Raw genomic sequence first — 24,776 nt, 5'->3', positions numbered from 1 at the left:
GGCTACTTCCCGAGATACACCGGCTTCTCCTTCTTCAGGAACGCCTCCACCGCGATGGTGTGGTCCTGCGACGCGCCCGCCCGGGTCTGGAGTTCGTCCTCCTTCTCCAGCGTCTCGGCGAGCGTGTGCCCGGCGCCGTACGCCAGGGACTCCTTCAGCGCCGCGTACGCCACGGTCGGTCCGTCCGCCAGCGCCCGGGCCACCGCCGCGGCCTCCTCGGCCAGCTTGTCCGCCGGGACCACCCGGTTGACCAGGCCCAGCTCCAGGGCGTCCTGCGCGGAGATCGAGCGCGGGAAGAACAGCAGATCGGCGGCGCGGCTCGGGCCGATCAGCCGCGGCAGCGTCCAGGAGACGCCCGAGTCGGCGGTCAGGGCGACGCCGGCGAACGAGGTGTTGAACGAGGCCGTCTCGGCGACCACCCGGTAGTCGGCCGCCAACGCGAAACCGAACCCGGCCCCGGCCGCGACACCGTTCACCCCGGCGACGACCGGCTTGGCCATCTCCGTGATGGCCCGCACGATCGGGTTGTAGTGCTCCCGCACGGTGCTCAGCGCGTTGCCGTCGCCCGCCTCACGCGTCGCCGTCAGCGTGGCGACATGCTCCTTGAGGTCCTGGCCGACGCAGAAGGCGCGCCCGGTGGCCGTGAGCAGAACCGCCCGTACGGCGGGGTCCGCGGCCGCCGCCCGCAGGGAGTCCCGGAGCGCGACCTTCGCCGCGGTGTTCATGGCGTTCATCGCGTCGGGTCGGTTGATCGTGATCGTCGCGAGACCCTCGCTGACGTCGTACAGCACGGTGTTCGCCGGCTCGTCGGCCATTGCTGTCCATCCCCTCACTGCTCGGGCATCGTTGCCCCTGGAGGCAAGCATGGCCGACGCGGCGCGGGGCACAGATGTGACCTGCGTCTAACAATTGGCTCTCACCTGGGGGCCCAGGGCGGCGCAGTATCGCAGCCGGATCGCCGAATTAGGCGGTTTTGGGAGAGCGCGTTGCGCAAGCGATGCAGAGCGATGTTGGTCATCGGGGTCCCTGATGCGGGATAATGGTGAAGAAGCAATGTGTTCGATGCCGGTGAGGCAGCGCCTGTCATGGGGCCGCCGGTTGCGATGAGCTGGTTTCAGGAAGGGGAACGAGCATGGCGGCCATGAAGCCGCGGACGGGCGACGGCCCGCTCGAGGTGACAAAGGAGGGGCGGGGCATCGTCATGCGCGTTCCGCTCGAAGGCGGCGGTCGGCTCGTTGTCGAGCTGACTCCGGACGAGGCCGATGCCCTCGGCGACGCGCTGAAGAAGGTCGTCGGCTGACGCGGAACGCCCATCACCTTCACCACTGCCCGGTACGGATCTCCGTGCCGGGCAGTGGTGCGTCCGGATGTTCAAAGGCGCCGCGACGGGTCCAGATGTCCGAAGGCGCCGCTACGGTACGGGGGCTCAGCCGCGCCGGACCGCGCAGAGCAGCCCGTCGCCGACCGGCAGCAGCGTCGGCATCAGCTCCTGGCTCTCGCGCACCGCGCGCAGCAGCTCCCGCAGCCGCAGCACCTCGGCGGGCTGCGCGGCGGAGTCGACGGTGCGGCCGTCCGCGAAGACGCCCTCGAAGCAGACCAGCCCGCCGGGACGCAGCAGGCGCAACGATTCAGCGAGGCAGTCCAGGCTCTCCAGCCGGTCGCCGTCGCAGAAGACGAGGTCGTAACCGCCGTCCGCGAGCCGGGGCAGCACGTCCAGCGCGCGGCCGGGGATGAAGCGGGACCGGTTGGAGGCGAAGCCCGCCTCCCGGAACGCCTCGCGGGCGAACTGCTGGCGCTCGGGCTCCGGGTCCACCGTGGTCAGCACGCCGTCGGGACGCATCCCGTGCAGCAGATAGATGCCGGACACGCCGGTGCCCGTGCCGATTTCCGCCACCGCTTTGGCATCCGCGGCGCCGGCCAGCAGGCGCAGCGCGGCGCCGGTGCCCGGGGAGACCGAGCGGATCCCCAGCTCACGGGAGTGCTCCCTGGCCCGGTGCAGAGCTTCGTCCTCGGCGACAAAGGCGTCGGCGAGGCCCCAGCTCGTCTGCCGGTTGGCGGTAATGACCCTCTCCTGTCCCCGTAGTTGGCGCAACGGTGACTGTATCCGCTGGACCCGGGAACCCGCAGATGGGACCGGGCGTTGTGCAAGGAGTGGGGAAAGCGCAGTGTCCCGGCCCGCGGATCGGGCCGGTGAGCTGCGAGGACGTTCCGGGCGACGCCCGGCCCCAGCAGGGAAAAGTCTTATCCGGAGCTAACGGGCGAGGTGGCTATGGTAGGGGCTCCACTGGACACCACCAGAGCCGATAGGGGAGGTGCGGCTGCGCCTGTGGATCAGGGCGGGCTGCTGCGGCGCCTTCTCAGGTCGGCCGGTGAGCCGAAATCCGTGACCAACATTGCTGACCGTTCTTCCGAAGACTCCGCACCGACCGCGACCTTCGCCTCCGATGCGGACCAGGCGTGGACCCCGCCCTCATGGGAAGAGATCGTCAGCACGCACAGCGGTCGCGTGTACCGCCTTGCCTACCGGCTGACGGGTAACCAGCACGACGCCGAGGACCTCACCCAGGAAGTCTTCGTCAGAGTCTTCCGCTCGCTGTCGACGTACACGCCCGGCACCTTCGAGGGCTGGCTGCACCGCATCACCACCAATCTCTTCCTCGACATGGTCCGCCGCAAGCAGCGGATCCGCTTCGACTCCCTCGGCGACGACGCGGCCGAGCGGCTGCCCAGCCGGGAGCCGTCCCCGCAGCAGGTCTTCAACGACACCCACTTCGACGCCGACGTGCAGCAGGCGCTGGACACCCTCGCGCCCGAGTTCCGCGCCGCCGTCGTCCTCTGCGACATCGAGGGCCTCAGCTACGAGGAGATCGCCGCGACGCTCGGCGTGAAGCTCGGCACCGTGCGCAGCCGCATCCACCGCGGTCGCTCGCACCTGCGCAAGGCGCTCAAGCACCGCTCGCCCGAAGCCCGCGCCGAGCAGCGGTCCCTGGCGGACGCGGTCCTGACGGGGGAGGGCGGACTGGCGTGAGTGGCACAGGTCCGACCGGTCCCACCCCTGCCGAAGCGCACCTGGGGGACCGGCTCGCCGCGCTGGTCGACGGCGAGCTGAAGCATGACGCCCGTGAGCGGGTGCTGGCCCATCTGGCGACCTGCGCCCGGTGCAAGGTCGAGGCCGACGCCCAGCGCCGCCTCAAGAGCGCCTTCGCCATGTCCGCCGCACCCTCGCCCTCCGAGGGGTTCCTGGCCCGCCTGCAGGGCCTTCCCGGGGGTCCTGGCGGCGACGACACCGGGTCCGGCAGACCGTTCGGCTCCGGCGGCCCGTTCGCCGACGAGTACTTCCCCCCGCTGAGGTCCTCCGACTCCACCCGCCGCGACTCCGCCGCGTCCCCCTCCCCGCTGGACGACTTCGGGTACTTCCCCGCGGCCCACGGCTCCACCGCCGCCCTCCCCGGCGGCTCCCGCTCCGCCTTCCGCATCCACGAGGTGGCCCGGGACGCCGAGCGCTCGCCCTGGCGCGGCCGGCGCTTCGCCTTCGCCGCGGCCGGCGCCGTGTCCCTGGCGGCCATCGCGCTCGGCGGCACCCTGCCGCTGGACTCAGGACCGGACCCCCTGCTGCGCGCCGAGGGCAGTGGCAACAGGGTGACGCCGCTCGACGCGGAGACCCGCGCCGGGGGCTCCGAAGCGGCGGTCAGCCGCCGTGGCGGCGCCCAGTCGGTGGGCGGTGACCGCCTCGCCGTCAACCGGTCGGCGGCCGATGTGTCCTCGACCGGCGCGCACCGCCCCTCGCCCGCGCTCACCGCACCCCCGGCGTCCGCCGCTCCGGCGGTCAAGCCACCCCTGTCCCCGCGGCCGCAGACGACGGCCCCGCCGCAGTTCTCCACCTCCGCCCTGGGCGGACACCCCTTCACGTTCCCCGCGCTGAACGTGTCCGTGCCGCCGCTGATACGCCCGACCGGTGGCTCCACGCCGCTGCTCGCGGCCGTGCTGGGCAGCGGCTCGACGACGAAGGCCCTCACCCCGCCGTCGTCCTCGGGGCCGGGGCAGCCCGCCCCGACCGACGACCTGGCGGGCCCGCCCTCCCCCCGGCGCTGACGGGAATCCGGTCGAACCCCGGCCGGACCCGGACAGGGCCCTGGCCGAACCATGACGGGACCCCTGCGCGGGGATTCGCAAACCTGGTTGAATCCGGGGAGGGACGCCCCCGGTGGGGCGTGCAGAGGCCAGTGGCGGGGAGAGCATGGACGACGGTAGGCAGGCGAAGTGGTGGAGCCGCCCCGCGACGGGGCGGCCCGGCCGCGACGAGCCGGAGAGCCGGGGCGGCGGCGAGGGCGACGCCCCGTCGGTGCGGCCCGACACCCCCGGCCCGACCGGTGCCGCCGCGCCCGCGAACAGCCCTGCGCCCCTGGACAGCCCCGCGCCCGTCGCCGGCCCAGGGCCGCAGGAGCCGGCCCCGTCCCGCCCCGCCGGGCCGCCGCTGCACGAGCCCGACGTGTACAGCACCCCGCCGTACGGCGGCCCCGGGCCGTGGGCGCCCGCGCCGCCGGTCCAGCGGCCGACCCCGGCCCACGGCACCCCCGTACCCCCACAGGCCGTGCCCCCGCAGGCCGCACCCCTGCCGCCGCAGCCGTCCCCGGTGCTCCCGCAGGCCACACCCGTACCCCCGCAAGCAGCGCCCCCGGCCCCGGTACCTCCGCAGACGGCGCACCCCACTCACGTACCTCCGCAGGCGGCGCACCCCACTCACGTACCTCCGCAGGCGGCGCAGCCGTCCTCGCAGTGGCTCCAGTACGACCCCTGGGGCGCGCCGGGGCAGCCGCTGACCCAGGTGGGACCGCCGGCCGGCAGCGAGCCGGGGAGCCGGAAGAACCGGCGCGGCGGCGCCTTCGCCGGAATGCTGCTGCTGGCCCTGGTCGCCAGCGGCATCGGCGGCGGCGTCGGCGCGTACGTCGAGCGCACCGGCGGCCTGACCACCGTCGAGCTGCCCCAGGCGAGCCACGACAACGGTGACCGGGCCCCCGAGAGCGTCGCGGGCATCGCCGCCAGCGCCCTGCCCAGCGTGGTCACCCTGCACGTCAGCGGTACCGCCGAGTCCGGCACCGGCACCGGCTTCGTCCTCGACGGCCGGGGCCACATCCTCACCAACAACCACGTCGTCGCCCCGGCCGGATCCAGCGGCGACATCACCGTCACGTTCAGCAGCGGCGAGACGGCCGCCGCCGAACTCGTCGGCAAGGACAGCGGCTACGACCTCGCCGTCGTCCGGGTCAAGGGCGTCTCCGGCCTCAAGCCCCTGCCGCTCGGCAACTCCGACAACGTCCGGGTCGGCGACCCGGTGGTGGCCATCGGCGCCCCCTTCGACCTGTCCAACACGGTGACCTCCGGCATCATCAGCGCCAAGCAGCGCCCGATCACCGCGGGCGGCGAGAAGGGCGACGGCAGCGACATCAGCTACGTCGACGCCCTCCAGACCGACGCCCCGATCAACCCCGGCAACTCCGGCGGCCCGCTGGTCGACACCCAGGCCCACGTCATCGGCATCAACAGCGCCATCCGCGCCGCCGACAGCGGCAAGGGCACCGAGCGCGGCGGCCAGTCCGGCTCCATCGGCCTCGGCTTCGCGATACCGATCAACCAGGGCAAGCGCGTCGCCGAGGAGCTGATCAACACCGGCAAGGCCACCCACCCGGTGATCGGCGTCACGCTCGACATGAAGTTCACCGGCGACGGAGCCAAGGTCGGCGAGAAGGGCGAGGACGGCCCCGCGGTCACCAAGGGCGGCCCGGCCGCCAAGGCGGGCATCAGGTCCGGCGACGTGATCACCGAGGTCCAGGGCCAGCGGGTGCACAGCGGGGAGGAGCTGATCGTGAAGATCCGCGCCCATCGTCCCGGCGACCGGCTGGAGCTGCGGCTGACCCGGGGCGGCGAGGAGCGGTCCGTCACGCTGACGCTCGGTTCGTCGAGCGGCCTGTGAGCGTGCGGCCTGTGAGCCGGCGGCTCGTGAACGGGCGGAACGTGAACGACCGGTCCGGCGACCGGCACGTGAGCGACACGGCAAGGTACCGCCCGGACAGGTCGGCCAGGTACCGTTGACGGGTCCGGGCACCCGTCCCACCTGGCCGGGACGGTCGGAGAAGCCGGGATCAGGCGGAGAACACGAGGAGCAGCTAGGTGTTCAATGACATAGGCGCACTGGAGCTGCTGACGCTCGGGGTGCTGGCCGTGCTGGTCTTCGGCCCCGAGAAGCTGCCCAAGCTCATCCAGGACGTCACGCGCACCATCCGCAAGATCCGTGAGTTCTCGGACAGCGCCAAGGAAGACATCCGTACGGAGCTCGGCCCGCAGTTCAAGGACTTCGAGTTCGAGGACCTCAACCCCAAGACGTTCGTCCGCAAGCAGCTGATGGACGGCAACGACGACCTGGGGCTGAAGGAGATCCGCGAGAGCTTCGATCTGCGCAAGGAGCTCTCCGACGTCACCGACGCGGTCAACGGGCGCACGCCGGCGCCCGATTCCGCCGACAGTGCGGCGAACGGGTCGGCGGGCGCGTCGGCCGCCGCCACCTCGCCCAGCCTCACCAAGACCGGCGACACCACCCCTGACCTGCTGAAGAAGACCCCGCAGCAGGCGCAGCCCGAGCGTCCGCCGTTCGACGCGGACGCCACCTGACGCCAGGTCAATCCCGACTCGTCCGGACGGTATGGCTATTCTCCATCTGTCCGGTTGCGAGGACGCCCACGCCCGCGGGGGGCGGGCCGCTCCGGATCAGGACTGATCGAGGAGGCGGCCGCTCAGATGGAGACGACGAGTCGGGTGGATACGGACGGTGCCCCTGGCACGGTCGCGGCGGAGGAGGTACCGGCGGCCCGGCGGCGTACCGTCGAGGGCTACCTGGAGGCCTCTTTCCCCTGGTACGGGCTGGACGAGGCCTTCACGGGCCCGCGCTGGCTGATGCAGGTCGGCACGGCGGCGGACGGCACCGTGCAGCACGGCTCCACCGGGCACGGTGACGAGCCCTCGGTGAAGACGGACGGTTCCGCCGCCGAGAAGGAACGGTTCGCGGCCGTCATCACGGTCGCCGCCAGCCCCGTCAGACGCAGCGGTGACGGTACGGGGGTGCTGGACGCCACCACGGTCTCCTCGGCCGCCTGGCTGGCCGGCTCGGGCCTGCTGGCGTACACGTGGCCGCCGCAGATGGACCACACCCTGCGCGACGACTGGCTCGACCAGCAGACCGAGACGGCGTTCACCCTTGCCGACGACCTCGGCTCCGCGCCCTGGTCGACGCTCTCGCTGCCGGTGGACGGGGTCCCGGTGGAGTTCCACTACCGGGAGTCCGAGTTCGGCTGGGTGCTGGCCGGGTCCGCGCACGAGGGCGTGCACATCGGGGCGTACGGGCGGGGGATGAGCGCGTACGGGCTGGGGTTCGCGGTGATCAAGGACATCACGACGTACGAGTGACCCGGAGGCGGCCGGTGGGCCGCCTCCGCCCTCAAGCGCCGGACGGGCTGGGATTTGCTCGGGCTCGTCCGGCGCCGGGGCCGAATAGATGTCCTCAAACGCCGGACGGGCTGGGTGGTCGCCCGGACGGGCCGGTGCTTGTCCGGACCGGGCCGGTAGTCGCCCGGACCGGGCTGGTCGTCGCCCGGACGGCCCGGGTGGTCGTCCGGCGGGCTGGTCCTGTCTCTCAGAACTTGTTGCGCGGGGTGATCCCCAGCGACATGCCCGACAGGCCGCGCTGGCGGCCGCCCAGCTTGTCCGCGATTCCGCGCAGCGCCTTGCCGGCCGGGGAGTCCGGGTCGGAGAGGACCACCGGCTTCCCCTCGTCGCCGCCCTCGCGCAGCCGTACGTCGATCGGGATCGAGCCCAGCACCGGCACCTCGGCGCCGACCGTCCGGGTCAGCCCCTCGGCGACCCGGGCGCCGCCGCCCGAGCCGAAGACGTCGACCATCTCGTCGCAGTGCGGGCACGGCATGCCCGACATGTTCTCCACGACGCCGACGATCTTCTGGTGGGTCTGCACGGCGATCGAACCGGCCCGCTCCGCCACCTCGGCCGCCGCCTGCTGCGGGGTCGTGACGACGAGGATCTCCGCGTTCGGCACGAGCTGCGCCACGGAGATCGCGATGTCACCGGTGCCCGGCGGCAGGTCCAGCAGCAGGACGTCCAGGTCGCCCCAGAACACATCGGCGAGGAACTGCTGGAGCGCCCGGTGCAGCATCGGGCCGCGCCACACCACGGGCTGGTTGCCCGGGGTGAACATGCCGATGGAGATGACCTTCACGCCGTGCGCGGACGGCGGCATGATCATGTTCTCGACCTGGGTGGGCTTGCCGTCCGCGCCGAGCATCCGGGGCACGCTGTGCCCGTAGATGTCCGCGTCCACGACACCCACCTTCAGCCCGTCGGCCGCCATCGCCGCCGCGAGGTTCACCGTCACCGAGGACTTGCCGACGCCGCCCTTTCCGGAGGCGACCGCGTACACCCGGGTCAGCGAGCCGGGCTTGGCGAAGGGCACCTCGCGCTCGGCGGTGCCGCCGCGCAGCGAGCTCGCCAGCTCCTTGCGCTGCTCGTCGCTCATCACGTCGAGGGTGACCTCCACGCGGGAGACGCCCTCCACGCGGGAGACCGCCTCCGTCACGTTCCTGGTGATCGTGTCGCGCATCGGGCAGCCGGAGACGGTGAGATACACCGTGACAGCGACTACACCGTCAGGATCGATCTCGACCGATTTCACCATGCCCAGCTCGGTGATCGGGCGGTGGATCTCCGGGTCGTTCACTGTCGCCAGTGCCTCAAGCACCGCGTCTTCCGTAGCCATACAGACGATGTTACGGCGCCGGGCCCTACGGGCGGGTAGCCCGTCAGCGGTCGCCTTCGTCACTCTCGGACGTGCGGACGATCCGGCGGTCCTCCATGTCCCGCACCATGTCCTGGAGCTCCGAGCGGATCCAGTCCCGGGTGGCGACCTCGCCGAGGCCCATCCGCAGCGCCGCGATCTCCCGGCTGAGGTACTCGGTGTCGGCGATGGAGCGCTCGTTCTGCTTGCGGTCCTGCTCGTGGGTGACCCGGTCCCGGTCGTCCTGCCGGTTCTGCGCCAGCAGGATCAGCGGGGCCGCGTAGGAGGCCTGGAGGGAGAGCATCAGGGTCAGGAAGATGAACGGGTACTCGTCCCACCGCAGATCCTTGGGCGCGTAGATGTTCCACAGCACCCAGACGATGATGATCAGCGTCATCCAGACGATGAACCGCCCGGTCCCCAGGAACCGCGCGATCCGCTCGGAGAACCGGCCGAACGCCTCCGGGTCGTACTCCGGCAGCAGCTTCAGCCCCGGTGCCTTCGGCTGGTCGAGCCGGGTACGCGGCGGGCGCATCAGCCCCGAGGAGCCCGAGGAGGAAGCCTTGGACCGATCCTCACGTTCGGCCATGCAGGATGCCCTCCTCGCCGTGGAAGTCGGTCTCGCGCCAGTCGTCGGGGAGCAGGTGGTCCAGGACGTCGTCCACGGTCACCGCGCCCAGCAGGGACCCGCTCTCGTCCACCACGGGCGCGGAGACCAGGTTGTACGCGGCCAGATAGCTGGTCACGATCGGCAGCGGGGTGTCCGGGGGCAGCGGCACCAGGTCGCTGTCGACGATGGAGCTGACCAGCGTGAACGGCGGATCGCGCAGCAGCCGCTGGAAGTGCACGGTGCCCAGGTACTTGCCGGTCGGCGTCTCGTCGGGCGAGCGGCACACGTACACCTGGGCGGCGAGCGCCGGTGACAGGTCCTGCTGACGGACCCGGGCGAGCGCGTCGGCCACCGTGGCGTCCGGGCGCAGCACGATCGGCTCGGTCGTCATCAGACCGCCCGCCGTCCGCTCCTCGTACGACATGAGACGCCGTACGTCGGCGGCGTCGTCCGGCCGCATCAGGGTCAGCAGCCGCTCCTTGTCCTCCTCCGGCAGCTCCGAGAGCAGGTCGGCCGCGTCGTCCGGGTCCATCGCCTCCAGGACGTCGGCGGCCCGCTCCTCCTTGAGCTTGCCGAGGATCTCCACCTGGTCGTCCTCGGGCAGCTCCTCCAGGACGTCGGCCAGCCGGTCGTCGTCCAGCGCGGCGGCCACCTCGACCCGGCGCTTGGGGGAGAGGTGGTGCAGGGCGTTGGCCACGTCGGCGGGGCGGAGCCGTTCGAAGGTGGCGACCAGGTTCTCGGCGCCCTGCCCGTGCTCCTCCAGCGAGAAGCCGCTGACCGCCGACCACTCCACCGTCAACGTCTCGCCCTTGCGGCGCAGCGCCCCGCCGCGGCCCTTGCGGACGAAGTACTTGTCGATCTCCCAGTCCCGGCGGGCGGGCAGTTGCTGGATCGCCACGTCCAGGACGGTGACTTCCTCGTCGCTCTCCACCAGCCGCACCCGGCGGTCGAGGAACTCGCCGAGGACCAGCCGTTCGGTGGGCCGCTGTTCGAAGCGCCGCATGTTGACCACGCCGGTCGTGATGACCTGGCCGGACTCGACGCCCGTCACCCGGGTCATCGGCAGGAAGATCCGCCGCCGGCTGACCACCTCGACGACCAGGCCCAGGATGCGCGGCGGCCGTCCGCCGACCCGCAACATCGCCACCAGGTCCCGGACCCGGCCGACCTGGTCCCCGTTCGGGTCGAACACCGGCACCCCGGACAGGTGCGAGACGAAGACCCTGGGGGCCCCTGCCGCCATGCTCCGCCTCCTTGTCCGAACAGCCGTACACCATGATCAGGCTAGCCCCTGCCGTGCTGCCGCGCCCCGGCGGACCCGTCCGTACGGCTGGCTGCCGGACGGCGCGCGGACCCCGGGTACGCTGCGCTCTGCCCCCCGATCGCAGTTGAGAGGCAGTACACCCGTGACCTCTTTTGCCCCGGCCGTCCGGAATCATCGCCGGATCGCGCTCGCCGTCGTGCTCTGCGGCGGGCTCGTCGCGGCCCTCACCGCCTGCGCGGGCGAGGACCCGGACAAGGGGACCAACGGGGTCGGCAAACTCTCGGCCGAGCAGATCGACACCAAGGCCAGAGCGGCGGCCGACAGCGCGGACGGCGTACGGCTGGCGGGCACCCTGGTCAGCAAGGGCGGCACCTACATGCTGAACATGAAGCTCAGCGACAAGGGCGGCTCCGGGTCGGTCTCCTCCGCCAAGCGCAACTTCGTGCTCCTGCGGATCGAGGACGAGCTCTTCATCAAGGCCGACGCCGACTTCTGGAGCCACGAGGAGGACGGCAAGGCGGGCCCCTCCGACCAGGAGGCCGCCGAGAAGCTGGGCGGCAAGTACGTGAAGGTCCCCGAGGACGACCCGAGCTACCGCCAGTTGCGCGGCTTCACCGACAAGGAGGTCCTCCTGGACGGCCTGCTGACGCTGCACGGCACCCTGAACAAGGGCGCCCGGGACACCGTCACCGGACACCGCACCATCCAGCTCCTGGGCGGCAAGGGCGAGGGCGGGGCGCTGGACGTCTCCCTGGAGGGCAAGCCGTACCCGGTACGGGTGGCCCGCGGCGGCGGCGGGGGCACCGTCACCCTGGCCGACTGGGGGCGCGCGGTCGCGCTGGAGGCCCCGCAGGACGACGACACCGTCGATTACGGCGGCCAGCTCCCGAAGTCCTCCGGCTGACCTCCGGCTGACCTCCGGGGACCTGCTCTCAGCCCGTGCGGCGCCGCTTCAGCAGCAGCCGGGGCAGCCCGGCCGGTACGGGCTGCCGCGTGGTCGCCCCGGTCGGCAGCGGGGCGGCGGCCAGCGAGGTGTCCGGCAGCTCCGTGCTGACCGCCTCCGGCGTCAGGCGCACCACCGCGCACTCCCGCGCCCACCGCTCCGTCATCACCTCGGCGTCCGGCGCGTTGAGGCGCTTGCCCTTCAGCTCGGCGACGGCCGCCTCCCACTCCTCGGAGTGCGGCGCCAGGACCCGTACCGCCGCCGTCCAGGCGACCAGCCGGCCGCCCTTGTCCTTGCTGCGTACGGTGATCTCGGCGCTCCCGCCACCGGTCAGGCCCTCGGGCAGCGGCTGCTCGCCCGGGCCGTCCCCGACGAGGTGGGCCGCGCCCTCGTGCCAGACGTGCCACACCGCGCGGGCGGGCCCGGCGGCCCGGACCCAGATGAGGCCGGACTTCTTCGTGGCCTCCTCGACGAGGGCCTTCTCCAGCAGGGCGGCGGCAGCATCAGTCATGGGCGGGAGCTTAGACCGGCCGCCGCCGCTCAGAGCCAGCCGTTGCGCTTCAGGATGCGGTGGATGGAGAAACAGACCGCGCCGATGAGGCCGAGCACCAGCGGATAGCCGTACTTCCACTCCAGCTCCGGCATGTAGTCGAAGTTCATGCCGTAGACCCCGCAGATCATCGTGGGGACGGCGATGATCGCCGCCCAGGAGGTGATCTTGCGCATGTCCTCGTTCTGGGTGACGGTCGCCTGCGCCAGATTGGCCTGGAGGATCGAGTTCAGCAGTTCGTCGAAGCCGATGACCTCCTCCTGGACCCGGGCGAGGTGGTCGGCGACGTCCCGGAAGTACTTCTGGATGTCGGGGTCGATCAGCCGCATCGGCCGTTCGCTGAGCAGCTGCATCGGGCGCAGCAGCGGCGAGACGGCCCGCTTGAACTCCAGCACCTCACGCTTGAGCTGGTAGATCCGCCCCGCGTCCGAACCGCGCCGGCCGCCCTTGGCCGGGGTGGAGAAGACATCGATCTCCACCTCGTCGATGTCGTCCTGCACCGCCTCCGCCACCGCGATGTACCCGTCCACCACGTGGTCGGCGATGGCGTGCAGCACGGCGGACGGACCCTTGGCGAGCAGCTCCGGATCGTCCTGGAGGCGGTGGCGCAGGGCGCGCAGCGAGCCCTGGCCGCCGTGCCGGACGGTGATGACGAAGTCCCGGCCGGTGAAGCACATCACCTCGCCGGTCTCCACGACCTCGCTGGTCGCGGTCAGCTCGGCGTGCTCCACGTAGTGGATGGTCTTGAAGACGGTGAACAGCGTGTCGTCGTACCGCTCCAGCTTCGGCCGCTGGTGGGCGTGGACGGCGTCCTCCACGGCGAGCGGGTGGAGCCCGAACTCCCGGGCGATGCCCGCGAACTCCTCCTCCGTCGGCTCGTGCAGGCCGATCCAGGCGAAGCCGCCCCTCTCGCGCACCTCCAGCATCGCCTCGTGCGGCGTCGGGGTCGCGGCCCCCTCCAGGCGGCTGCCGTCGCGGTAGACCGCGCAGTCGACGACGGCGCTGGAGGCGGACGGGTCGCGGGTGGTGTCGTACGTGTTGTGGGGGGCGCTGTTCTTACGGAGGGAGGGACGCAGGGAGGGGCGCACGGCAGCGCGCAGGTCACGGATCATCGACATGGCTGGCTCCTTCACGGAGGGCCGTCGGCGAGGGCGTGGAACAGCCCGGAATGGGGACGTGCGCTCACGTCCGCAAAGCGGGCTCCACCGCGCGGGCGCGATGACGGCGTTCGCAACAGACAGGCAAAAGGGTGTTCGCAACAGACAGGCGGAGAACGGAGACTCTTCCGCGGATTCCTGGTGCTCCTCCGGGGGCGAACGACCGTCGGGAGACCATCGGTGATGGCCGACGAGGCGTCAGTTCAGCGGGGAGCTCAAAGGGAACAACGGTGCGCGGAAGGGTGATCGGTACTGCACGGTCGACTTGGATCCATAGCAGTCCCCACCTCCTCCGGCCGGTCCCCCGTAGGGGACGACGTGTCGTCGGGACAAAGAGAGCGACGCTTCTGCGCGCTGTCCCGACCGGCGGCCAGGCTATCAGCCGTCCCGAGTGAATCCCCTACTTTGCCCATTCCACGCGCACTCTATGCTCGCCGGATGGCAGAAATTCTCGCTCTGGTCGAAGCCCGGCTCCGCTCGGCCCTCGGAGAACCGGACGCCCGCGCCGATGTGACGTTCCTCGGCACGGACCGTATCGAGGTGCTCCGCTTCCTCGACGGCGACGTGGTGCGCTACGCCACGCTCGGCATGTCCGCGCAGCCCATGGCCGACCCCACCGCGCCGCTCGCCGACCCGGTGAAGGGCCCCCGCGCCGAGCTGGTCCTCTCGGTACGGGTGGGGCTCGCCGACACCGACCAGGTGCTGCGCCCCCTCGCCGTGCTGGCCGCCTCCCCGCAGGTCGAGGGGCTCATCGTGGCGCCGGGCGCCTCGCTGGACCTGGGCGATCCGCTGTGGCCCGGCGCGCCGTTCACCTCGGTGCTGGTGGCGGAGTCCGGGGGGCTGGTGGAGGACCTGGAGCTGGACGAGCCGATGGACCCGGTCCGCTTCCTGCCGCTGCTGCCGATGACCGGCAAAGAGGCCGCCTGGAAGCGGGTGCGCGGGGCGCAGGAGCTCCAGGAGCGGTGGCTCACGCACGGCACGGACCTGCGCGACCCGCTGCGCACGTCCGTACCGCTGGACTGACCCCCTCCAGGGCCTACCGGTCGGCGAAGACGCTCACGCTGTCCTCCAGGGCGTGGACCGGCTCCAGTTCCTCGGCCTCGTGGGTCAGCGCCGTACGCCGTACGCCCACGACGGCCGCTCCGACCAGCGCGGCGAGCGCGGCCACCACGAACGGGATGTGGATGTCCGTCCACTCCTCGATCTTCGGGGCGAGGAAGGGGGCGGCCGCCGCGGCGAACCAGCGGACGAAGTTGTATCCGGCACTCGCCACCGGGCGCGGCGCGTCCGAGACGCCGAGGGCCAGCTCGGTGTAGACGGTGTTGTTCATACCGATGAAGGCACCGGAGACGATCGTGGCGACGACGGCCGTGGTGTGGTTCCCGTACCCGAGGACCAGCAGGTCGACGGCGAGCAGCACCAGCGAGGCCCCGAGCACCTTGAGCGAGCCGAAGCGGCGCTGGAGGCGCGGGGCGACCAGCACGGAGAAGACCGCGAGCAGCAGGCCCCAGGCGAAGAAGACCGCGCCGGACTTGTACGGGGTCATGTCCAGCACGAACGGTGTGAACGCCAGGATCGTGAAGAACGCGTAGTTGTAGAAGAAGGACGAGGCCGCCACCGAGGCCAGTCCGCCGTGGCCCAGCGCCTTCACCGGGTCGAGCAGTGACGTCTTGCGGGCGGGCTTGGGCTGCTCCTTGAGGAACGCGGCGATGCAGAGGAAGCCGATCGCCATCAGCGCCGCCGTACCGAAGAACGGGTAGCGCCAACTGGCGTTCCCGAGCAGGGCGCCGAGCAGCGGCCCGCACGCCATGCCGAGGCCGAGCGCCGACTCGTACAGCAGGATCGCGGCGGAGCTGCCGCCCGCCGCCGCTCCGACGATCACCGCGAGCGCGGTGGAGACGAAGAGGGCGTTGCCCAGGCCCCAGCCCGCCCGGAAGCCGACGAGTTCGGCGACGGAGGACGAGGTGCCGGAGAGCGCGGCGAAGACGACCACGAGCGCGAGGCCGGCGAGCAGGGTCCTACGGCCGCCGATGCGGCTGGAGACGAAGCCGGTGACGAGCATGGCGACGGCGGTGATCAGGAAGTACGAGGTGAAGAGCAGCGACACCTGACTGGGCGAGGCGTCCAGACCCTGGGCGATGGACGGCAGGATCGGGTCCACCAGGCCGATCCCCATGAACGCGACCACCGAGGCGCCCGCCGTGGCCCAGACGGCCTTCGGCTGGCGCAGGATGCTGGTGGCCGCGGCCCCTTCGTCGAACGGGTCCTCTCCTGGCACGGGTCCTGGTATGGGTCCTGGCATCGGTGGACTCTCCTTCTCTCCTACAGGTCGGTGCGTCATACACAGAATAAGTTAGACGAACTAATAAATGCAAGCTACATCTATTTTCCTCAATCCCTCCCGATGGCGGCCACGCTGCGGACGGGTGATCGTCCTTGACGCGGCGACCGGCGGGGAGGACCGTTGGGCCCTATGAGGGGCGAACCCAGTTGCCCGAAGTGCGGTGGCCGGGTCAGGGCGCCCGGTCTCTTCGCCGACGCCTGGCAGTGCTCCGTGCACGGCCAGGTGCACCCGATGCAGCCGGTCGTTCCGCCGAGCGTCGAGGCGCTCGGCGTCGTGGTGCACCGCTCGCAGGTGCCGGTCTGGATGCCCTGGCCACTCCCGGTGGGCTGGCTGTTCACCGGTGCGGCCGGCGCGGGTGACGACCGCAGCGGCGGCCGGGCGACCGTCGTCGCCTGCTCGGGTCCCGGACCGCTGGGCGGCATGGGCGAGCTGCTGCTCGTCGCCGAGGAGCTCGGTGTCGGACTCGGTGCCCGGTACGCCGGGATCGACGGCCTCGACCCCGGCCCCCACCTGAACGTCGACGCCGCCCCCGACGCCAAGGTGCACGCCGCCGGCCGTCCCACCCCGCTCTGGCACGTCAAGAACGCCCCGGAGGACCGGGCCGTCTTCGCGGGCGAGGCGCGTGGACTGTGGCTGTGGGCGATCCTGTGGCCCGAGCAGTCGGGGCTGCTGATGTACGACGAGCTGGTGCTGACCGACCTGCGCGACGCCGGGGGAGAGGTGGACCTCGTCCCGTGCGGCGCGCTCACCCCGCGCCTGCTCGCCACCCCGGAGGCGCCGCCCCGGCAGGGGACGGGCGAGCGCTAGATCACGCCGTACGGGGCGTGATCCCGGCCGGGGGCCCGGTGCGCGGCAGTTATCCTTGAGCGGTCCCCCGTCCGCCCGCGAGCCCTGGAGTCAGCCGTCGTGCGTATCGACCTGCACACCCACTCCACCGCGTCGGACGGTACGGACACCCCCGCCGAGCTGGTCGCGAACGCCGCCGCCGCGGGCCTGGACGTCGTCGCGCTCACCGACCACGACACCGTCGGCGGCCACAAGCAGGCCATCGACGCGCTGCCCGAGGGGCTCACCCTCGTCACCGGCGCCGAGCTCTCCTGCCGCGTCGACGGCGTGAGCATGCACATGTTGGCGTACCTCTTCGACCCCGCCGACCCCGACCTGGAGCGCGAGCGCGAGCTCGTCCGCGACGACCGGGTGCCCCGCGCCCAGGAGATGGTCCGCAAGCTCCGCGCCCTCGACGTCCCCATCACCTGGGAGCAGGTCGCCCGCATCGCCGGGGACGGCTCGGTCGGCCGGCCGCACGTCGCCGCCGCCCTCGTCGAACTGGGCGTCGTGGACACGGTCTCCGACGCCTTCACGCCCGACTGGCTGGGCGACGGTGGCCGGGCGTTCGCCGCGAAGCACGAGTTCGACCCCTTCGAGGCGGTCCGGCTCGTCAAGGCGGCGGGCGGCGTCACCGTCTTCGCCCACCCCGGCGCCTCGAAGCGCGGTGCGACGGTCCCCGAGACCACGATCGCCGCGCTCGCCGCCGCGGGCCTGGACGGCATCGAGGTCGACCACATGGACCACGACGAGCCGACCAGGGCCCGGCTGCGCGGTCTCACCCGGGAGCTGGGGCTCCTGCCCACCGGCTCCAGCGACTACCACGGCAGCCGAAAGACCGTGGCGCTCGGCGAGTACACCACCGACCCCGAGATCTACGGCGAGATCACCCGGCGCGCCACGGGAGCCTTCCCGGTGCCGGGCGCGGGCGGAACCGGCCGCCTGTAAGGCCCCCTCGCCTCCACCGCCTCACCGTCCCACTCCTCACGCGCGCCCCTCACCCCTGCCGTCGTACGCCGACGGCCGCCGTCCGGGCCCGCGCGCCCCGTACCGCCCGCTCATCTCTCGCAAGGCTCACTGTGTTCGACGTCGCTGTCTTCGGATCCCTCTTTCTCACCCTTTTTGTGATTATGGACCCGCCCGGGATCACCCCGATCTTCCTGGCCCTCACCGCGGGCCGCCCCGCCAAGGTGCAGCGCAGGATGGCGCTCCAGGCCGTCGCGGTCGCCTTCGGCGTGATCGCCGTCTTCGGTCTGCTCGGCCAGCAGATCCTCGACTACCTGCATGTCTCCGTGCCCGCCCTGATGATCGCGGGGGGCCTTCTGCTGCTGCTCATCGCGCTGGACCTGCTGACCGGCAAGACGGACGAGCCGACGCAGACCAAGGACGTCAACGTGGCGCTCGTACCGCTGGGCATGCCGCTGCTGGCCGGTCCCGGTGCGATCGTCTCGGTCATCCTGGCCGTGCAGCACGCCGACGGATTCGGCGGCCAGCTCTCGGTGTGGTCGGCGATCGCCGCCATGCACGTGGTGCTCTGGCTGGCGATGCGCTACTCGCTGGTGATCATCCGGATCATCAAGGACGGCGGGGTGGTCCTGGTGACCCGACTCGCCGGAATGATGCTCTCGGCCATCGCCGTACAGCAGATCATCAACGGCGTCACCCAGGTCATCCAGACCTCCTGAGCGCCCTACCGCACCCCGGACACCACAGCGCCCCCGCACGGTCCTTCCGTGCGGGGGCGCTTCGTCTTTAGCGGCGCAATGCGTGATCAGGCGTCAGTTCGCAGAAGCTCATGACCCGTGAAGCGTTACGAAGCCGAGGTGTCGGCCGGCCGGATGTAGATGCGCTGGCCTATGGCGGCGGCCTGCTGCACGATCCGGTTGACGGAGGCGGCGTCCACGACGGTGCTGTCCACGGCGGTACCGTCGACGTCGTCGAGTCGCATGATCTCGAAGCGCATAGGGCTTCCCTTCGTCTGATCCTCCTGCTGGAGAACTACTGGCGCGGGCGATACGGCTTACCCACGAGGATAGGAACGCGAGGCTTCCCTCGCGTTCCACGAGTGTTACAACGGCTTGTCCGGTACAAACATTCCCTACGCTAAGGAAATTTTTTGGATGTCTAAGTACCCGCCAGTAGTACCCCGTACACAGAGCCGTACACAGACCCGTACACAGAGCCGTACACAGCGCTGTCCCCAGACCATGAGGTCCGCATGAGCACGGCGGACCCGCAGCTTCCCCACCCGGTCGATATCGCCGAGCGCCTGGACCGCACCAACGAGCTGCTCCAGCGCGTGCTCGTCGAGGTGTCCAAGACCCCGTCCACCCACGCGATCTTCGTGGACGCGGGCTATGTGTACGCCGCGGCCGGGCTGCTCGTCACCGGCACCGAGGACCGCCGCTCGTTCGACCTCGACGCCGAGGGCCTGATCGAGGCCTTCATCGACAAGGCCCGCACGATCTTCGCCGACAGCCGGCTGCTGCGCGTGTACTGGTACGACGGGGCCAGGCGCCGCATCCACACCACCGAGCAGCAGGCCATCGCCGAACTCCCCGACGTCAAGGTGCGGCTCGGCAACCTCAACGCCAACAACCAGCAGAAGGGCGTCGACTCCCTCATCCGCACCGACCTCGAATCCCTCGCCCGGCACCGCGCCATCAGCGACGCGGCCCTCATCGGCGGCGACGAGGACCTGGTCTCGGCGGTCGAGGCGGCCCAGGGCTACGGCGCCCGCGTCCACCTCTGGGGCATCGAGGCCGGCGAAGGCCGCAACCAGGCCGAACCGCTCCTCTGGGAGGTCGACAGCCAGCGCACCTTCGACCTCGACTTCTGCCGCCCCTACGTCACCCGGCGCCCGGTCACCACATACGAGGACGACACCCCGGCCCCCTCACGGGAGGACGTCCGCTTCGTCGGCGCCCAGATCGCCGCCGCCTGGCTCGCCGCCCGCGGCCGCGAATCCCTCGCCGACCTGCTGCCCGGCCACCCCTACCTCCCCGGCTCCGTCGACCAGGACCTGCTGGTGGAGGCCGAACGCCTGCTCCAGCACTCGCTGCGCGGCCACGCGCATCTGCGCCGGGCGCTGCGCGACGGTTTCTGGCAGCACCTGCAGTCGCAGTACTGAGCCCTAGGGGGTGACGGTGTCCCAGAACGCGGCGAGCGCCTCGGCGGTCTCGTGCGGGCGGGCGGTGTTGGGGGAGTGCTCGGCCCCGGCGATCGTGGTGCGGTGGGCGCCGAGCCGCCGGGCCATCGCGTCGAACTGCTCCACCGGCCATACGTCGTCGCGTTCGCCGGACAGGACGTGGACGGGCAGCCCGAGGGCGGCCAGCTCGTCCACCCGGTCGGGTTCGGCGGAGAGCTGGGCGCCGGTGGCGATCAGCTGCGCCGGGTGGTGGCGCAGCCAGCGGCGGCGCATGTCCTCGCCGTCGCCGGTGTCCGCGTCCTGCGGGGGGTCCAGGGCCCGCATGGCCTCCCACACCTCGTCCATGGTGAGCACGGAGAGCGCGTCGCTCAGCATCTTCACCTTGTCCCGCTGGGCGGCGACGACCTCGGCGGGGCCGGAGGACATCAGCGTCAGCGAGCGGAACGGGGTGGCGTCGAGCAGGACGGCGGCGCGGGCGATCTGGCCGCCGAGCGAGTGGCCGAGCAGGTGCAGCGTTCCCTCGCCCTTGGTCAGGGCAGCCGCCTGGGCCAGCACATCGCGGGCCAACTCCCCTTGCGCGTAAGTCTCCTGATGGTCCGTCCCCTCCGACTCGTACTGCCCGCGGCCGTCGGCGGCGACCACCCGGTACCCGGCCGCGCACAGCGGTTCGAGCAGCGCGATGAAGTCCTCCTTGCTGCCGGTGTAGCCGGGCAACAGGAGGGCGGTGGCGCGTGCGGGAGCGTTCGCCGGTACGGCGTCCAGGACGGCGAAGTCGCCGCGCCCGGTGCGCAGGACGCGGGAGGTGGCGCAGGCGGGCGGGGTGAAGGTGGGCGGGCGGCTCATGGGCCCGAGGCTATCGCCGCGACCGGACCGGGGCATCACCGGGCGCCGCCGGGCAGCGAGAAGGCCCCGGCCCCCGCAGGTGCGGGGGCCGGGGCCTCAGGGGTCTCGCGGGACCATCAGCTCTCGGACGTCACCGTGGCCGCACCCGCGGCGCGGGTGGCGCGGCGGCGGCGGGGCTTCGCCTCGGCGGCGGCCTCGCTCACCACGGCCTCGGCCTCGGAGACCACGGCGGCCTCCTGGGTCGCGGTCGAGGTGACGCTACGGGTCGCCCGGCGGCGGCGCGGCTTGACCTCGGCTTCGACGGCGGCGGGGGCCGCAGCCGGAGCCTCCGGCGCGACGGCCTCGGCGGGGGCCGCGGCCTTCGCCCGCGACGCCCTCTTCGGCTTCGACTCGGCCTTGGGGGTCGACTCGGCGGCCGGGGCGGCTTCGGCCTTCGGCCGGGTCACCGTCTTCGGCTTGGTCTCGGCCTTCGGCTTCGACTCCGCCTTCGGCCGGCTCGTGGCACGGGCCGGGCGGCGGCGGGTCTTCGACTCGGGCTCCGGCTCGGAGGCCGGGGCGATCTGGAAGTCCACCTCGTCGGCGGGCTTCACGATCCGGGCACGGCGGCGCGGCTTCGTCGCGACCGGCTCGGCGACCGGCTCCGCGACGCCCGCGGCGACGGCCACGGTCTGGAACCCGGCCTCGACCGGCGCGGCGGCTGCGGGAACCCGCGCCACGGCCTCGGCCACCGGCTTCGCGGCGGCGCGGCTGCGACGGCGGCGCGGCTTGGTCTCGGCGACGGTCTCCGCGACCGGCTCGGCCTCGACCACAGCGGCCACGGTCTCGGCAGCCGTGGCCACCGGAGCGGAAGCCACCGGAGCGGAAGCCACCGGAGCGGCAGCCACCGGAGCCTCGGCGACCGCCACGGCCGCCTCGGTCACGGTGTCGGCGGCGCTGACCCGCGTACGGCGACGGCGGCGCGGCGTGCGCGGCCCCTCGGGGGCCTCGTCACCGGCCGGCGTGACCGGCGTGGCCTCCTTGGCAGGTGCGGGCAGCGTCGTGGCGCCGCCCTCCTCCGAGGCCCCGCCACGGGTGCGGCGGCGCTGACGCGGCGTACGCGTACGGGGCTCGCGCTCCTCACGGGCCGGAGCCGGGGCGGCGGACTTGCGGCCGCGGCCGCCGGTCTCGCCGAGGTCCTCGACCTCCTCCGCACGCAGACCGGCACGGGTCCGGTCGGCACGCGGCAGCACACCCTTGGTGCCCGCCGGGATACCGAGCTCCTCGAAGAGGTGCGGCGAGGTGGAGTACGTCTCCGGCGGATCCGGGAACTTCAGGTCCAGCGCCTTGTTGATCAGCTGCCAGCGCGGGATGTCGTCCCAGTCGACCAGCGTGATCGCGATGCCCTTGGCGCCCGCGCGGCCGGTGCGGCCGATGCGGTGGAGGTAGGTCTTCTCGTCCTCCGGCGACTGGTAGTTGACGACGTGGGTCACACCCTCGACGTCGATGCCGCGCGCGGCGACATCGGTGCAGACGAGAACGTCGACCTTGCCGTTGCGGAAGGCGCGCAGCGCCTGCTCGCGGGCGCCCTGGCCCAGGTCGCCGTGGACCGCGCCGGAGGCGAAGCCGCGCTTCTCCAACTGCTCGGCGATGTCGGCGGCCGTCCGCTTCGTCCGGCAGAAGATCATCGCGAGACCGCGGCCGTCGGCCTGGAGGATGCGGGCAAGCATCTCCGGCTTGTCCATGTTGTGCGCGCGGTAGACGTGCTGGACCGTGTTCTTGACGGTCGTGCCCTCGTCGTCGGGCGAGGTGGCGTTGATGTGCGTCGGCTGCGACATGTAGCGGCGGGCGAGGCTGATGACGGCACCGGGCATGGTGGCCGAGAACAGCATCGTCTGGCGCTTGGCCGGCAGCATCGTGATGATGCGCTCGACGTCGGGCAGGAAGCCCAGGTCCAGCATCTCGTCGGCCTCGTCGAGGACGAGCCCGCGGATGTGGGAGAGGTCGAGCTTGCGCTGGCCCGCCAGGTCCAGCAGACGGCCCGGGGTGCCGACGATCACGTCGACGCCCTTCTTGAGGGCCTCGACCTGGGGCTCGTACGCCCGGCCGCCGTAGATCGCGAGAACGCGGACGTTACGGACCTTGCCGGCGGTCAGCAGGTCGTTGGTGACCTGCTGGCACAGCTCACGGGTGGGGACGACGACGAGCGCCTGCGGCGCGTCGGTGAGCTGCTCGGGCTTGGCGCGCCCGGCCTCGACGTCGGCGGGGACGGTGACGCGCTCCAGGAGGGGGAGTCCGAAGCCGAGCGTCTTGCCGGTGCCGGTCTTGGCCTGGCCGATGACGTCGGAGCCGGAGAGCGCTACGGGAAGCGTCAGCTCCTGGATGGGGAAGGGGGACATGATGCCGACCGCCTCAAGGGCTTCGGCCGTCTCGGGGAAAATGCCGAGGTCGCGGAACGTAGTCAGGGTGCTGCCTCTTCTGTGAAGCGCGGTCCGAGGCGAACGCTGGGGGTCGTACCGTGCCGGGGTTGGTCATCCGGCCGTGGATGGGCCGGGTGGCGCGGGACCACTGCCGTCGCTCGAGCGCTCGTGCCGCTGAGGGGGCCCCTCATCTGCAGTCGTACGTGTCGTACGCACCGCGTGGAGGGCTGTCGGGTCGGAGCCGATCGGGCCACCGACCGGGCATCCTCATTCAAAGGACGCGCCCCTGGCACAGGAAAATGCTCAGTAAGCGCAATACCACTGTACCCCGGATTCGCGCATGTGTGTTGGACGAATTCATCGGATCGGTGTGATGTCCGCTTCTCACCGGACCCTTCCGCCCCTCGTCGGGCGGGCTATTGTGCGGTTCATGGAGACGCCTGACAACGCCACTGATCACCCCGAAGAACCGGCCGGAGCGACCGGAATCGCCGCCCAGGACTGGGCCACCGCCGCCGCGGAGCCGCAGTACCGTGCCGCGGTCGTGGACCTGCTGGGCGCCCTCGCCTACGGCGAGCTGGCGGCCTTCGAGCGCCTCGCGGAGGACGCGAAGCTCGCGCCGACCCTCGGGGACAAGGCGGAGCTGGCGAAGATGGCCTCCGCCGAGTTCCACCACTTCGAGCAGCTGTCCGACCGGCTCGCCGCGATCGACGAGGACCCGACCGCCGCGATGGAGCCCTTCGCCAAGGCGCTGGACGACTTCCACCGCCAGACGGCGCCGTCCGACTGGCTGGAGGGCCTGGTCAAGGCGTACGTCGGTGACTCGATCGCCAGTGACTTCTACCGGGAGGTCGCGGCCCGGCTCGACACCGACACCCGCTCCCTGGTCCTCGCCGTGCTCGACGACACCGGTCACGGGAACTTCGCCGTGGAGAAGGTGCGCGCCGCGATCGAGGCCGACCCCCGGCTCGGCGGGCGGCTCGCGCTCTGGGCCCGCCGGCTGATGGGCGAGGCGCTGTCGCAGGCCCAGCGGGTGGTCGCCGACCGCGACGCGCTCTCGACGATGCTGGTGGGCGGCGTCGCGGACGGCTTCGACCTGGCGGAGGTGGGCCGGATGTTCTCCCGGATCACCGAGGCCCACACCAAGCGCATGGCCGCGCTGGGGCTGGCCGCGTAACACCGCGGGAATCCGGACCACCGGGCTACTGGGCCGCCGCCGACCTCGTGAGGCGGCGGCCGCGCGGGCGGATCAGCAGGGACAGCGTCACCGCCCCGACGGAGACGGCGCCGATCAGGGTGGCCACGCCGTGGCCGGGGCCCAGCGCGGAATGCGTGAGGAACGCTCCGAACAGCGCACCCAGCGTGCCGGTGAGATAAACAGCACGGGCGGAGGGCAGCCGGTCGGCCAGTGAGCGGACCGCGGCCCAGGACAGGGCGAGTCCGAGCACGGTGGCGCCGAAGGATTCCCAGATCACTAAGTCACCTCGCGGGGGTGTGCGGGGCGGGCATATCGGTCGTAGGCGGTACTACCCCCGGCCCCTGCCGTACAACCCTCCGCCGACCTGGGGAAACCCTTACGGGTACGGCTTCGCTCCCCACCGCGTAGGGGAGCGGCCCGCAGGGCATACGGGGGCGGCCCGCGCGGCACACGGATGCGGCCCGCGCGGCGTACGGCAGCGGTCCCTACCGCGTACGAATACGGCCCGAGCGACGTACGGATGCGGCCCGCACGGCATACGGGAGCGGGGGGGGGGGGGGGGGGGCCCCGGGGGGGCCCCGGGGGGCCGCCGGCGGGGGGTGAAAGCGCCCGCACCCCCCCCCCCAGGGGGGGGGGTAGCACAGAAACCCCCGCGCGCCGCC

General features: G+C 72.0%; 25 protein-coding genes. 13 read left to right on the top strand and 12 right to left on the bottom strand.

Annotated features, from left to right (window positions below):
- Positions 1-2: 2 nt before the first annotated feature.
- Positions 3-815 carry a 2-cyclohexenylcarbonyl CoA isomerase gene (chcB, locus tag ACFWRT_RS06315; RefSeq protein ID WP_018510151.1) on the bottom strand — a complete coding sequence of 271 codons (813 nt, stop codon included), beginning with the start codon at positions 813-815 and terminating at the stop codon, positions 3-5.
- 317 nt (positions 816-1,132) lie between these two features.
- Between chcB and ACFWRT_RS06310 the strand changes: the two genes are divergently transcribed.
- Positions 1,133-1,300, top strand: coding sequence for a DUF3117 domain-containing protein (locus ACFWRT_RS06310; RefSeq protein WP_003966491.1), 168 nt, complete (start codon positions 1,133-1,135; stop codon positions 1,298-1,300).
- A 126-nt stretch (positions 1,301-1,426) separates the two neighbouring features.
- Here ACFWRT_RS06310 and ACFWRT_RS06305 read toward each other — a convergent pair whose 3' ends face one another.
- Positions 1,427-2,092: an O-methyltransferase gene (locus ACFWRT_RS06305; RefSeq protein WP_018510150.1), complete on the bottom strand. Its 666-nt coding sequence runs from the start codon at positions 2,090-2,092 to the stop codon at positions 1,427-1,429.
- A gap of 177 nt (positions 2,093-2,269) precedes the next feature.
- Here ACFWRT_RS06305 and sigE point away from each other — a divergent pair, with 177 nt between their 5' ends.
- The 5 genes from sigE (at position 2,270) to ACFWRT_RS06280 (ending at position 7,458) form a co-directional block, all read left to right on the top strand.
- Positions 2,270-3,028, top strand: coding sequence for an RNA polymerase sigma factor SigE (gene sigE, locus ACFWRT_RS06300; protein ID WP_380955457.1), 759 nt, complete (start codon positions 2,270-2,272; stop codon positions 3,026-3,028).
- Positions 3,025-4,092 (top strand): anti-sigma factor family protein, encoded by a 1,068-nt coding sequence (locus ACFWRT_RS06295; protein WP_380955455.1) that lies wholly within the window; start codon positions 3,025-3,027, stop codon positions 4,090-4,092. Before sigE ends, ACFWRT_RS06295 begins: the two co-directional genes overlap by 4 nt.
- Positions 4,093-4,237: 145 nt before the next feature.
- Positions 4,238-5,971 carry a S1C family serine protease gene (locus tag ACFWRT_RS06290; RefSeq protein WP_380955453.1) on the top strand — a complete coding sequence of 578 codons (1,734 nt, stop codon included), beginning with the start codon at positions 4,238-4,240 and terminating at the stop codon, positions 5,969-5,971.
- Between the two features lie 197 nt (positions 5,972-6,168).
- On the top strand, positions 6,169-6,666 hold the full coding sequence (locus ACFWRT_RS06285; RefSeq protein ID WP_380955452.1) for a sec-independent translocase: 498 nt from the start codon (positions 6,169-6,171) through the stop codon (positions 6,664-6,666).
- A gap of 126 nt (positions 6,667-6,792) precedes the next feature.
- A complete protein-coding gene (locus ACFWRT_RS06280; protein ID WP_380955450.1) occupies positions 6,793-7,458 on the top strand; it encodes a hypothetical protein in 666 nt (221 codons plus the stop codon).
- Between the two features lie 226 nt (positions 7,459-7,684).
- On the opposite strand, the gene ACFWRT_RS06275 is transcribed toward ACFWRT_RS06280, so the two are convergent.
- The 3 genes from ACFWRT_RS06275 to ACFWRT_RS06265 are packed head-to-tail and all read right to left on the bottom strand — an operon-like array spanning position 7,685 to position 10,689.
- The gene (locus tag ACFWRT_RS06275; RefSeq protein WP_380955448.1) at positions 7,685-8,818 is read right to left on the bottom strand and encodes an Mrp/NBP35 family ATP-binding protein; all 1,134 of its coding nucleotides are present in this window, start codon (positions 8,816-8,818) and stop codon (positions 7,685-7,687) included.
- Positions 8,819-8,861: 43 nt separating this feature from the next.
- Positions 8,862-9,425: a DUF1003 domain-containing protein gene (locus tag ACFWRT_RS06270; RefSeq protein ID WP_380955446.1), complete on the bottom strand. Its 564-nt coding sequence runs from the start codon at positions 9,423-9,425 to the stop codon at positions 8,862-8,864.
- Positions 9,412-10,689 carry a magnesium transporter MgtE N-terminal domain-containing protein gene (locus tag ACFWRT_RS06265; protein ID WP_380955445.1) on the bottom strand — a complete coding sequence of 426 codons (1,278 nt, stop codon included), beginning with the start codon at positions 10,687-10,689 and terminating at the stop codon, positions 9,412-9,414. Before ACFWRT_RS06265 ends, ACFWRT_RS06270 begins: the two co-directional genes overlap by 14 nt.
- A gap of 163 nt (positions 10,690-10,852) precedes the next feature.
- On the opposite strand from ACFWRT_RS06265, the gene ACFWRT_RS06260 reads away from it, so the two are divergent.
- Positions 10,853-11,614 (top strand): hypothetical protein, encoded by a 762-nt coding sequence (locus ACFWRT_RS06260; protein WP_380955443.1) that lies wholly within the window; start codon positions 10,853-10,855, stop codon positions 11,612-11,614.
- Positions 11,615-11,642: 28 nt separating this feature from the next.
- Here ACFWRT_RS06260 and ACFWRT_RS06255 read toward each other — a convergent pair whose 3' ends face one another.
- Positions 11,643-12,164, bottom strand: coding sequence for a hypothetical protein (locus ACFWRT_RS06255; protein ID WP_380955442.1), 522 nt, complete (start codon positions 12,162-12,164; stop codon positions 11,643-11,645).
- 29 nt (positions 12,165-12,193) lie between these two features.
- Positions 12,194-13,321 carry a magnesium and cobalt transport protein CorA gene (locus tag ACFWRT_RS06250; protein WP_380955441.1) on the bottom strand — a complete coding sequence of 376 codons (1,128 nt, stop codon included), beginning with the start codon at positions 13,319-13,321 and terminating at the stop codon, positions 12,194-12,196.
- A 477-nt stretch (positions 13,322-13,798) separates the two neighbouring features.
- Between ACFWRT_RS06250 and ACFWRT_RS06245 the strand changes: the two genes are divergently transcribed.
- Positions 13,799-14,383, top strand: a complete 585-nt coding sequence (locus tag ACFWRT_RS06245) for a suppressor of fused domain protein (protein ID WP_380955439.1) — start codon at positions 13,799-13,801, stop codon at positions 14,381-14,383.
- A 13-nt stretch (positions 14,384-14,396) separates the two neighbouring features.
- On the opposite strand, the gene ACFWRT_RS06240 is transcribed toward ACFWRT_RS06245, so the two are convergent.
- Positions 14,397-15,662 (bottom strand): MFS transporter, encoded by a 1,266-nt coding sequence (locus tag ACFWRT_RS06240; protein WP_380955438.1) that lies wholly within the window; start codon positions 15,660-15,662, stop codon positions 14,397-14,399.
- Between the two features lie 171 nt (positions 15,663-15,833).
- On the opposite strand from ACFWRT_RS06240, the gene ACFWRT_RS06235 reads away from it, so the two are divergent.
- The 3 genes from ACFWRT_RS06235 to ACFWRT_RS06225 all read left to right on the top strand — a co-directional run bounded on the left by ACFWRT_RS06235 (position 15,834) and on the right by ACFWRT_RS06225 (position 18,214).
- Positions 15,834-16,511, top strand: coding sequence for a DUF6758 family protein (locus ACFWRT_RS06235; RefSeq protein ID WP_380955437.1), 678 nt, complete (start codon positions 15,834-15,836; stop codon positions 16,509-16,511).
- A gap of 99 nt (positions 16,512-16,610) precedes the next feature.
- The gene (locus ACFWRT_RS06230) at positions 16,611-17,477 is read left to right on the top strand and encodes a PHP domain-containing protein (RefSeq protein ID WP_380955436.1); all 867 of its coding nucleotides are present in this window, start codon (positions 16,611-16,613) and stop codon (positions 17,475-17,477) included.
- A gap of 131 nt (positions 17,478-17,608) precedes the next feature.
- Positions 17,609-18,214 (top strand): MarC family protein, encoded by a 606-nt coding sequence (locus ACFWRT_RS06225; protein WP_026241124.1) that lies wholly within the window; start codon positions 17,609-17,611, stop codon positions 18,212-18,214.
- 125 nt (positions 18,215-18,339) lie between these two features.
- Here the strand turns inward: ACFWRT_RS06225 and ACFWRT_RS06220 are convergent, their stop codons facing one another.
- Entirely contained in the window at positions 18,340-18,492 is a 153-nt protein-coding gene (locus tag ACFWRT_RS06220) for a hypothetical protein (RefSeq protein WP_167359504.1), read from the bottom strand.
- Between the two features lie 255 nt (positions 18,493-18,747).
- Between ACFWRT_RS06220 and ACFWRT_RS06215 the strand changes: the two genes are divergently transcribed.
- Complete coding sequence (locus ACFWRT_RS06215; RefSeq protein ID WP_380955435.1) at positions 18,748-19,659, top strand: NYN domain-containing protein; 912 nt, start codon at positions 18,748-18,750, stop codon at positions 19,657-19,659.
- Positions 19,660-19,662: 3 nt separating this feature from the next.
- Here ACFWRT_RS06215 and ACFWRT_RS06210 read toward each other — a convergent pair whose 3' ends face one another.
- Both ACFWRT_RS06210 and ACFWRT_RS06205 read right to left on the bottom strand, forming a co-directional pair.
- On the bottom strand, positions 19,663-20,520 hold the full coding sequence (locus ACFWRT_RS06210) for an alpha/beta fold hydrolase (RefSeq protein WP_380955434.1): 858 nt from the start codon (positions 20,518-20,520) through the stop codon (positions 19,663-19,665).
- Positions 20,521-20,636: 116 nt separating this feature from the next.
- Positions 20,637-22,895, bottom strand: coding sequence for a DEAD/DEAH box helicase (locus ACFWRT_RS06205; protein WP_380955432.1), 2,259 nt, complete (start codon positions 22,893-22,895; stop codon positions 20,637-20,639).
- Positions 22,896-23,346: 451 nt separating this feature from the next.
- On the opposite strand from ACFWRT_RS06205, the gene ACFWRT_RS06200 reads away from it, so the two are divergent.
- A complete protein-coding gene (locus ACFWRT_RS06200) occupies positions 23,347-24,093 on the top strand; it encodes a ferritin-like fold-containing protein (protein WP_380955431.1) in 747 nt (248 codons plus the stop codon).
- A 25-nt stretch (positions 24,094-24,118) separates the two neighbouring features.
- Here ACFWRT_RS06200 and ACFWRT_RS06195 read toward each other — a convergent pair whose 3' ends face one another.
- Positions 24,119-24,391: a hypothetical protein gene (locus ACFWRT_RS06195; RefSeq protein WP_030561101.1), complete on the bottom strand. Its 273-nt coding sequence runs from the start codon at positions 24,389-24,391 to the stop codon at positions 24,119-24,121.
- Between the last annotated feature and the right edge of the window lie 385 nt (positions 24,392-24,776).

The organism is Streptomyces cyaneofuscatus (assembly GCF_042718795.1).
Taxonomy (GTDB): domain Bacteria; phylum Actinomycetota; class Actinomycetes; order Streptomycetales; family Streptomycetaceae; genus Streptomyces; species Streptomyces cyaneofuscatus_A.
The sequence above is the reverse complement of the archived record's forward strand: the minus strand, read 5'-3'. Positions and strand labels throughout refer to the sequence as shown.

Coding starts and splice junctions, on each gene's coding strand:
- chcB (WP_018510151.1), bottom strand. CDS start 815: ATGGCCGACGAGCCGGCGAACACCGTGCTGTACGACGTCAGCGAGGGT.
- ACFWRT_RS06310 (WP_003966491.1), top strand. CDS start 1,133: ATGGCGGCCATGAAGCCGCGGACGGGCGACGGCCCGCTCGAGGTGACA.
- sigE (WP_380955457.1), top strand. CDS start 2,270: ATGGTAGGGGCTCCACTGGACACCACCAGAGCCGATAGGGGAGGTGCG.
- ACFWRT_RS06290 (WP_380955453.1), top strand. CDS start 4,238: ATGGACGACGGTAGGCAGGCGAAGTGGTGGAGCCGCCCCGCGACGGGG.
- ACFWRT_RS06280 (WP_380955450.1), top strand. CDS start 6,793: ATGGAGACGACGAGTCGGGTGGATACGGACGGTGCCCCTGGCACGGTC.
- ACFWRT_RS06275 (WP_380955448.1), bottom strand. CDS start 8,818: ATGGCTACGGAAGACGCGGTGCTTGAGGCACTGGCGACAGTGAACGAC.
- ACFWRT_RS06270 (WP_380955446.1), bottom strand. CDS start 9,425: ATGGCCGAACGTGAGGATCGGTCCAAGGCTTCCTCCTCGGGCTCCTCG.
- ACFWRT_RS06265 (WP_380955445.1), bottom strand. CDS start 10,689: ATGGCGGCAGGGGCCCCCAGGGTCTTCGTCTCGCACCTGTCCGGGGTG.
- ACFWRT_RS06255 (WP_380955442.1), bottom strand. CDS start 12,164: ATGACTGATGCTGCCGCCGCCCTGCTGGAGAAGGCCCTCGTCGAGGAG.
- ACFWRT_RS06250 (WP_380955441.1), bottom strand. CDS start 13,321: ATGTCGATGATCCGTGACCTGCGCGCTGCCGTGCGCCCCTCCCTGCGT.
- ACFWRT_RS06245 (WP_380955439.1), top strand. CDS start 13,799: ATGGCAGAAATTCTCGCTCTGGTCGAAGCCCGGCTCCGCTCGGCCCTC.
- ACFWRT_RS06240 (WP_380955438.1), bottom strand. CDS start 15,662: ATGCCAGGACCCATACCAGGACCCGTGCCAGGAGAGGACCCGTTCGAC.
- ACFWRT_RS06235 (WP_380955437.1), top strand. CDS start 15,834: ATGAGGGGCGAACCCAGTTGCCCGAAGTGCGGTGGCCGGGTCAGGGCG.
- ACFWRT_RS06220 (WP_167359504.1), bottom strand. CDS start 18,492: ATGCGCTTCGAGATCATGCGACTCGACGACGTCGACGGTACCGCCGTG.
- ACFWRT_RS06215 (WP_380955435.1), top strand. CDS start 18,748: ATGAGCACGGCGGACCCGCAGCTTCCCCACCCGGTCGATATCGCCGAG.
- ACFWRT_RS06210 (WP_380955434.1), bottom strand. CDS start 20,520: ATGAGCCGCCCGCCCACCTTCACCCCGCCCGCCTGCGCCACCTCCCGC.
- ACFWRT_RS06205 (WP_380955432.1), bottom strand. CDS start 22,895: ATGTCCCCCTTCCCCATCCAGGAGCTGACGCTTCCCGTAGCGCTCTCC.
- ACFWRT_RS06200 (WP_380955431.1), top strand. CDS start 23,347: ATGGAGACGCCTGACAACGCCACTGATCACCCCGAAGAACCGGCCGGA.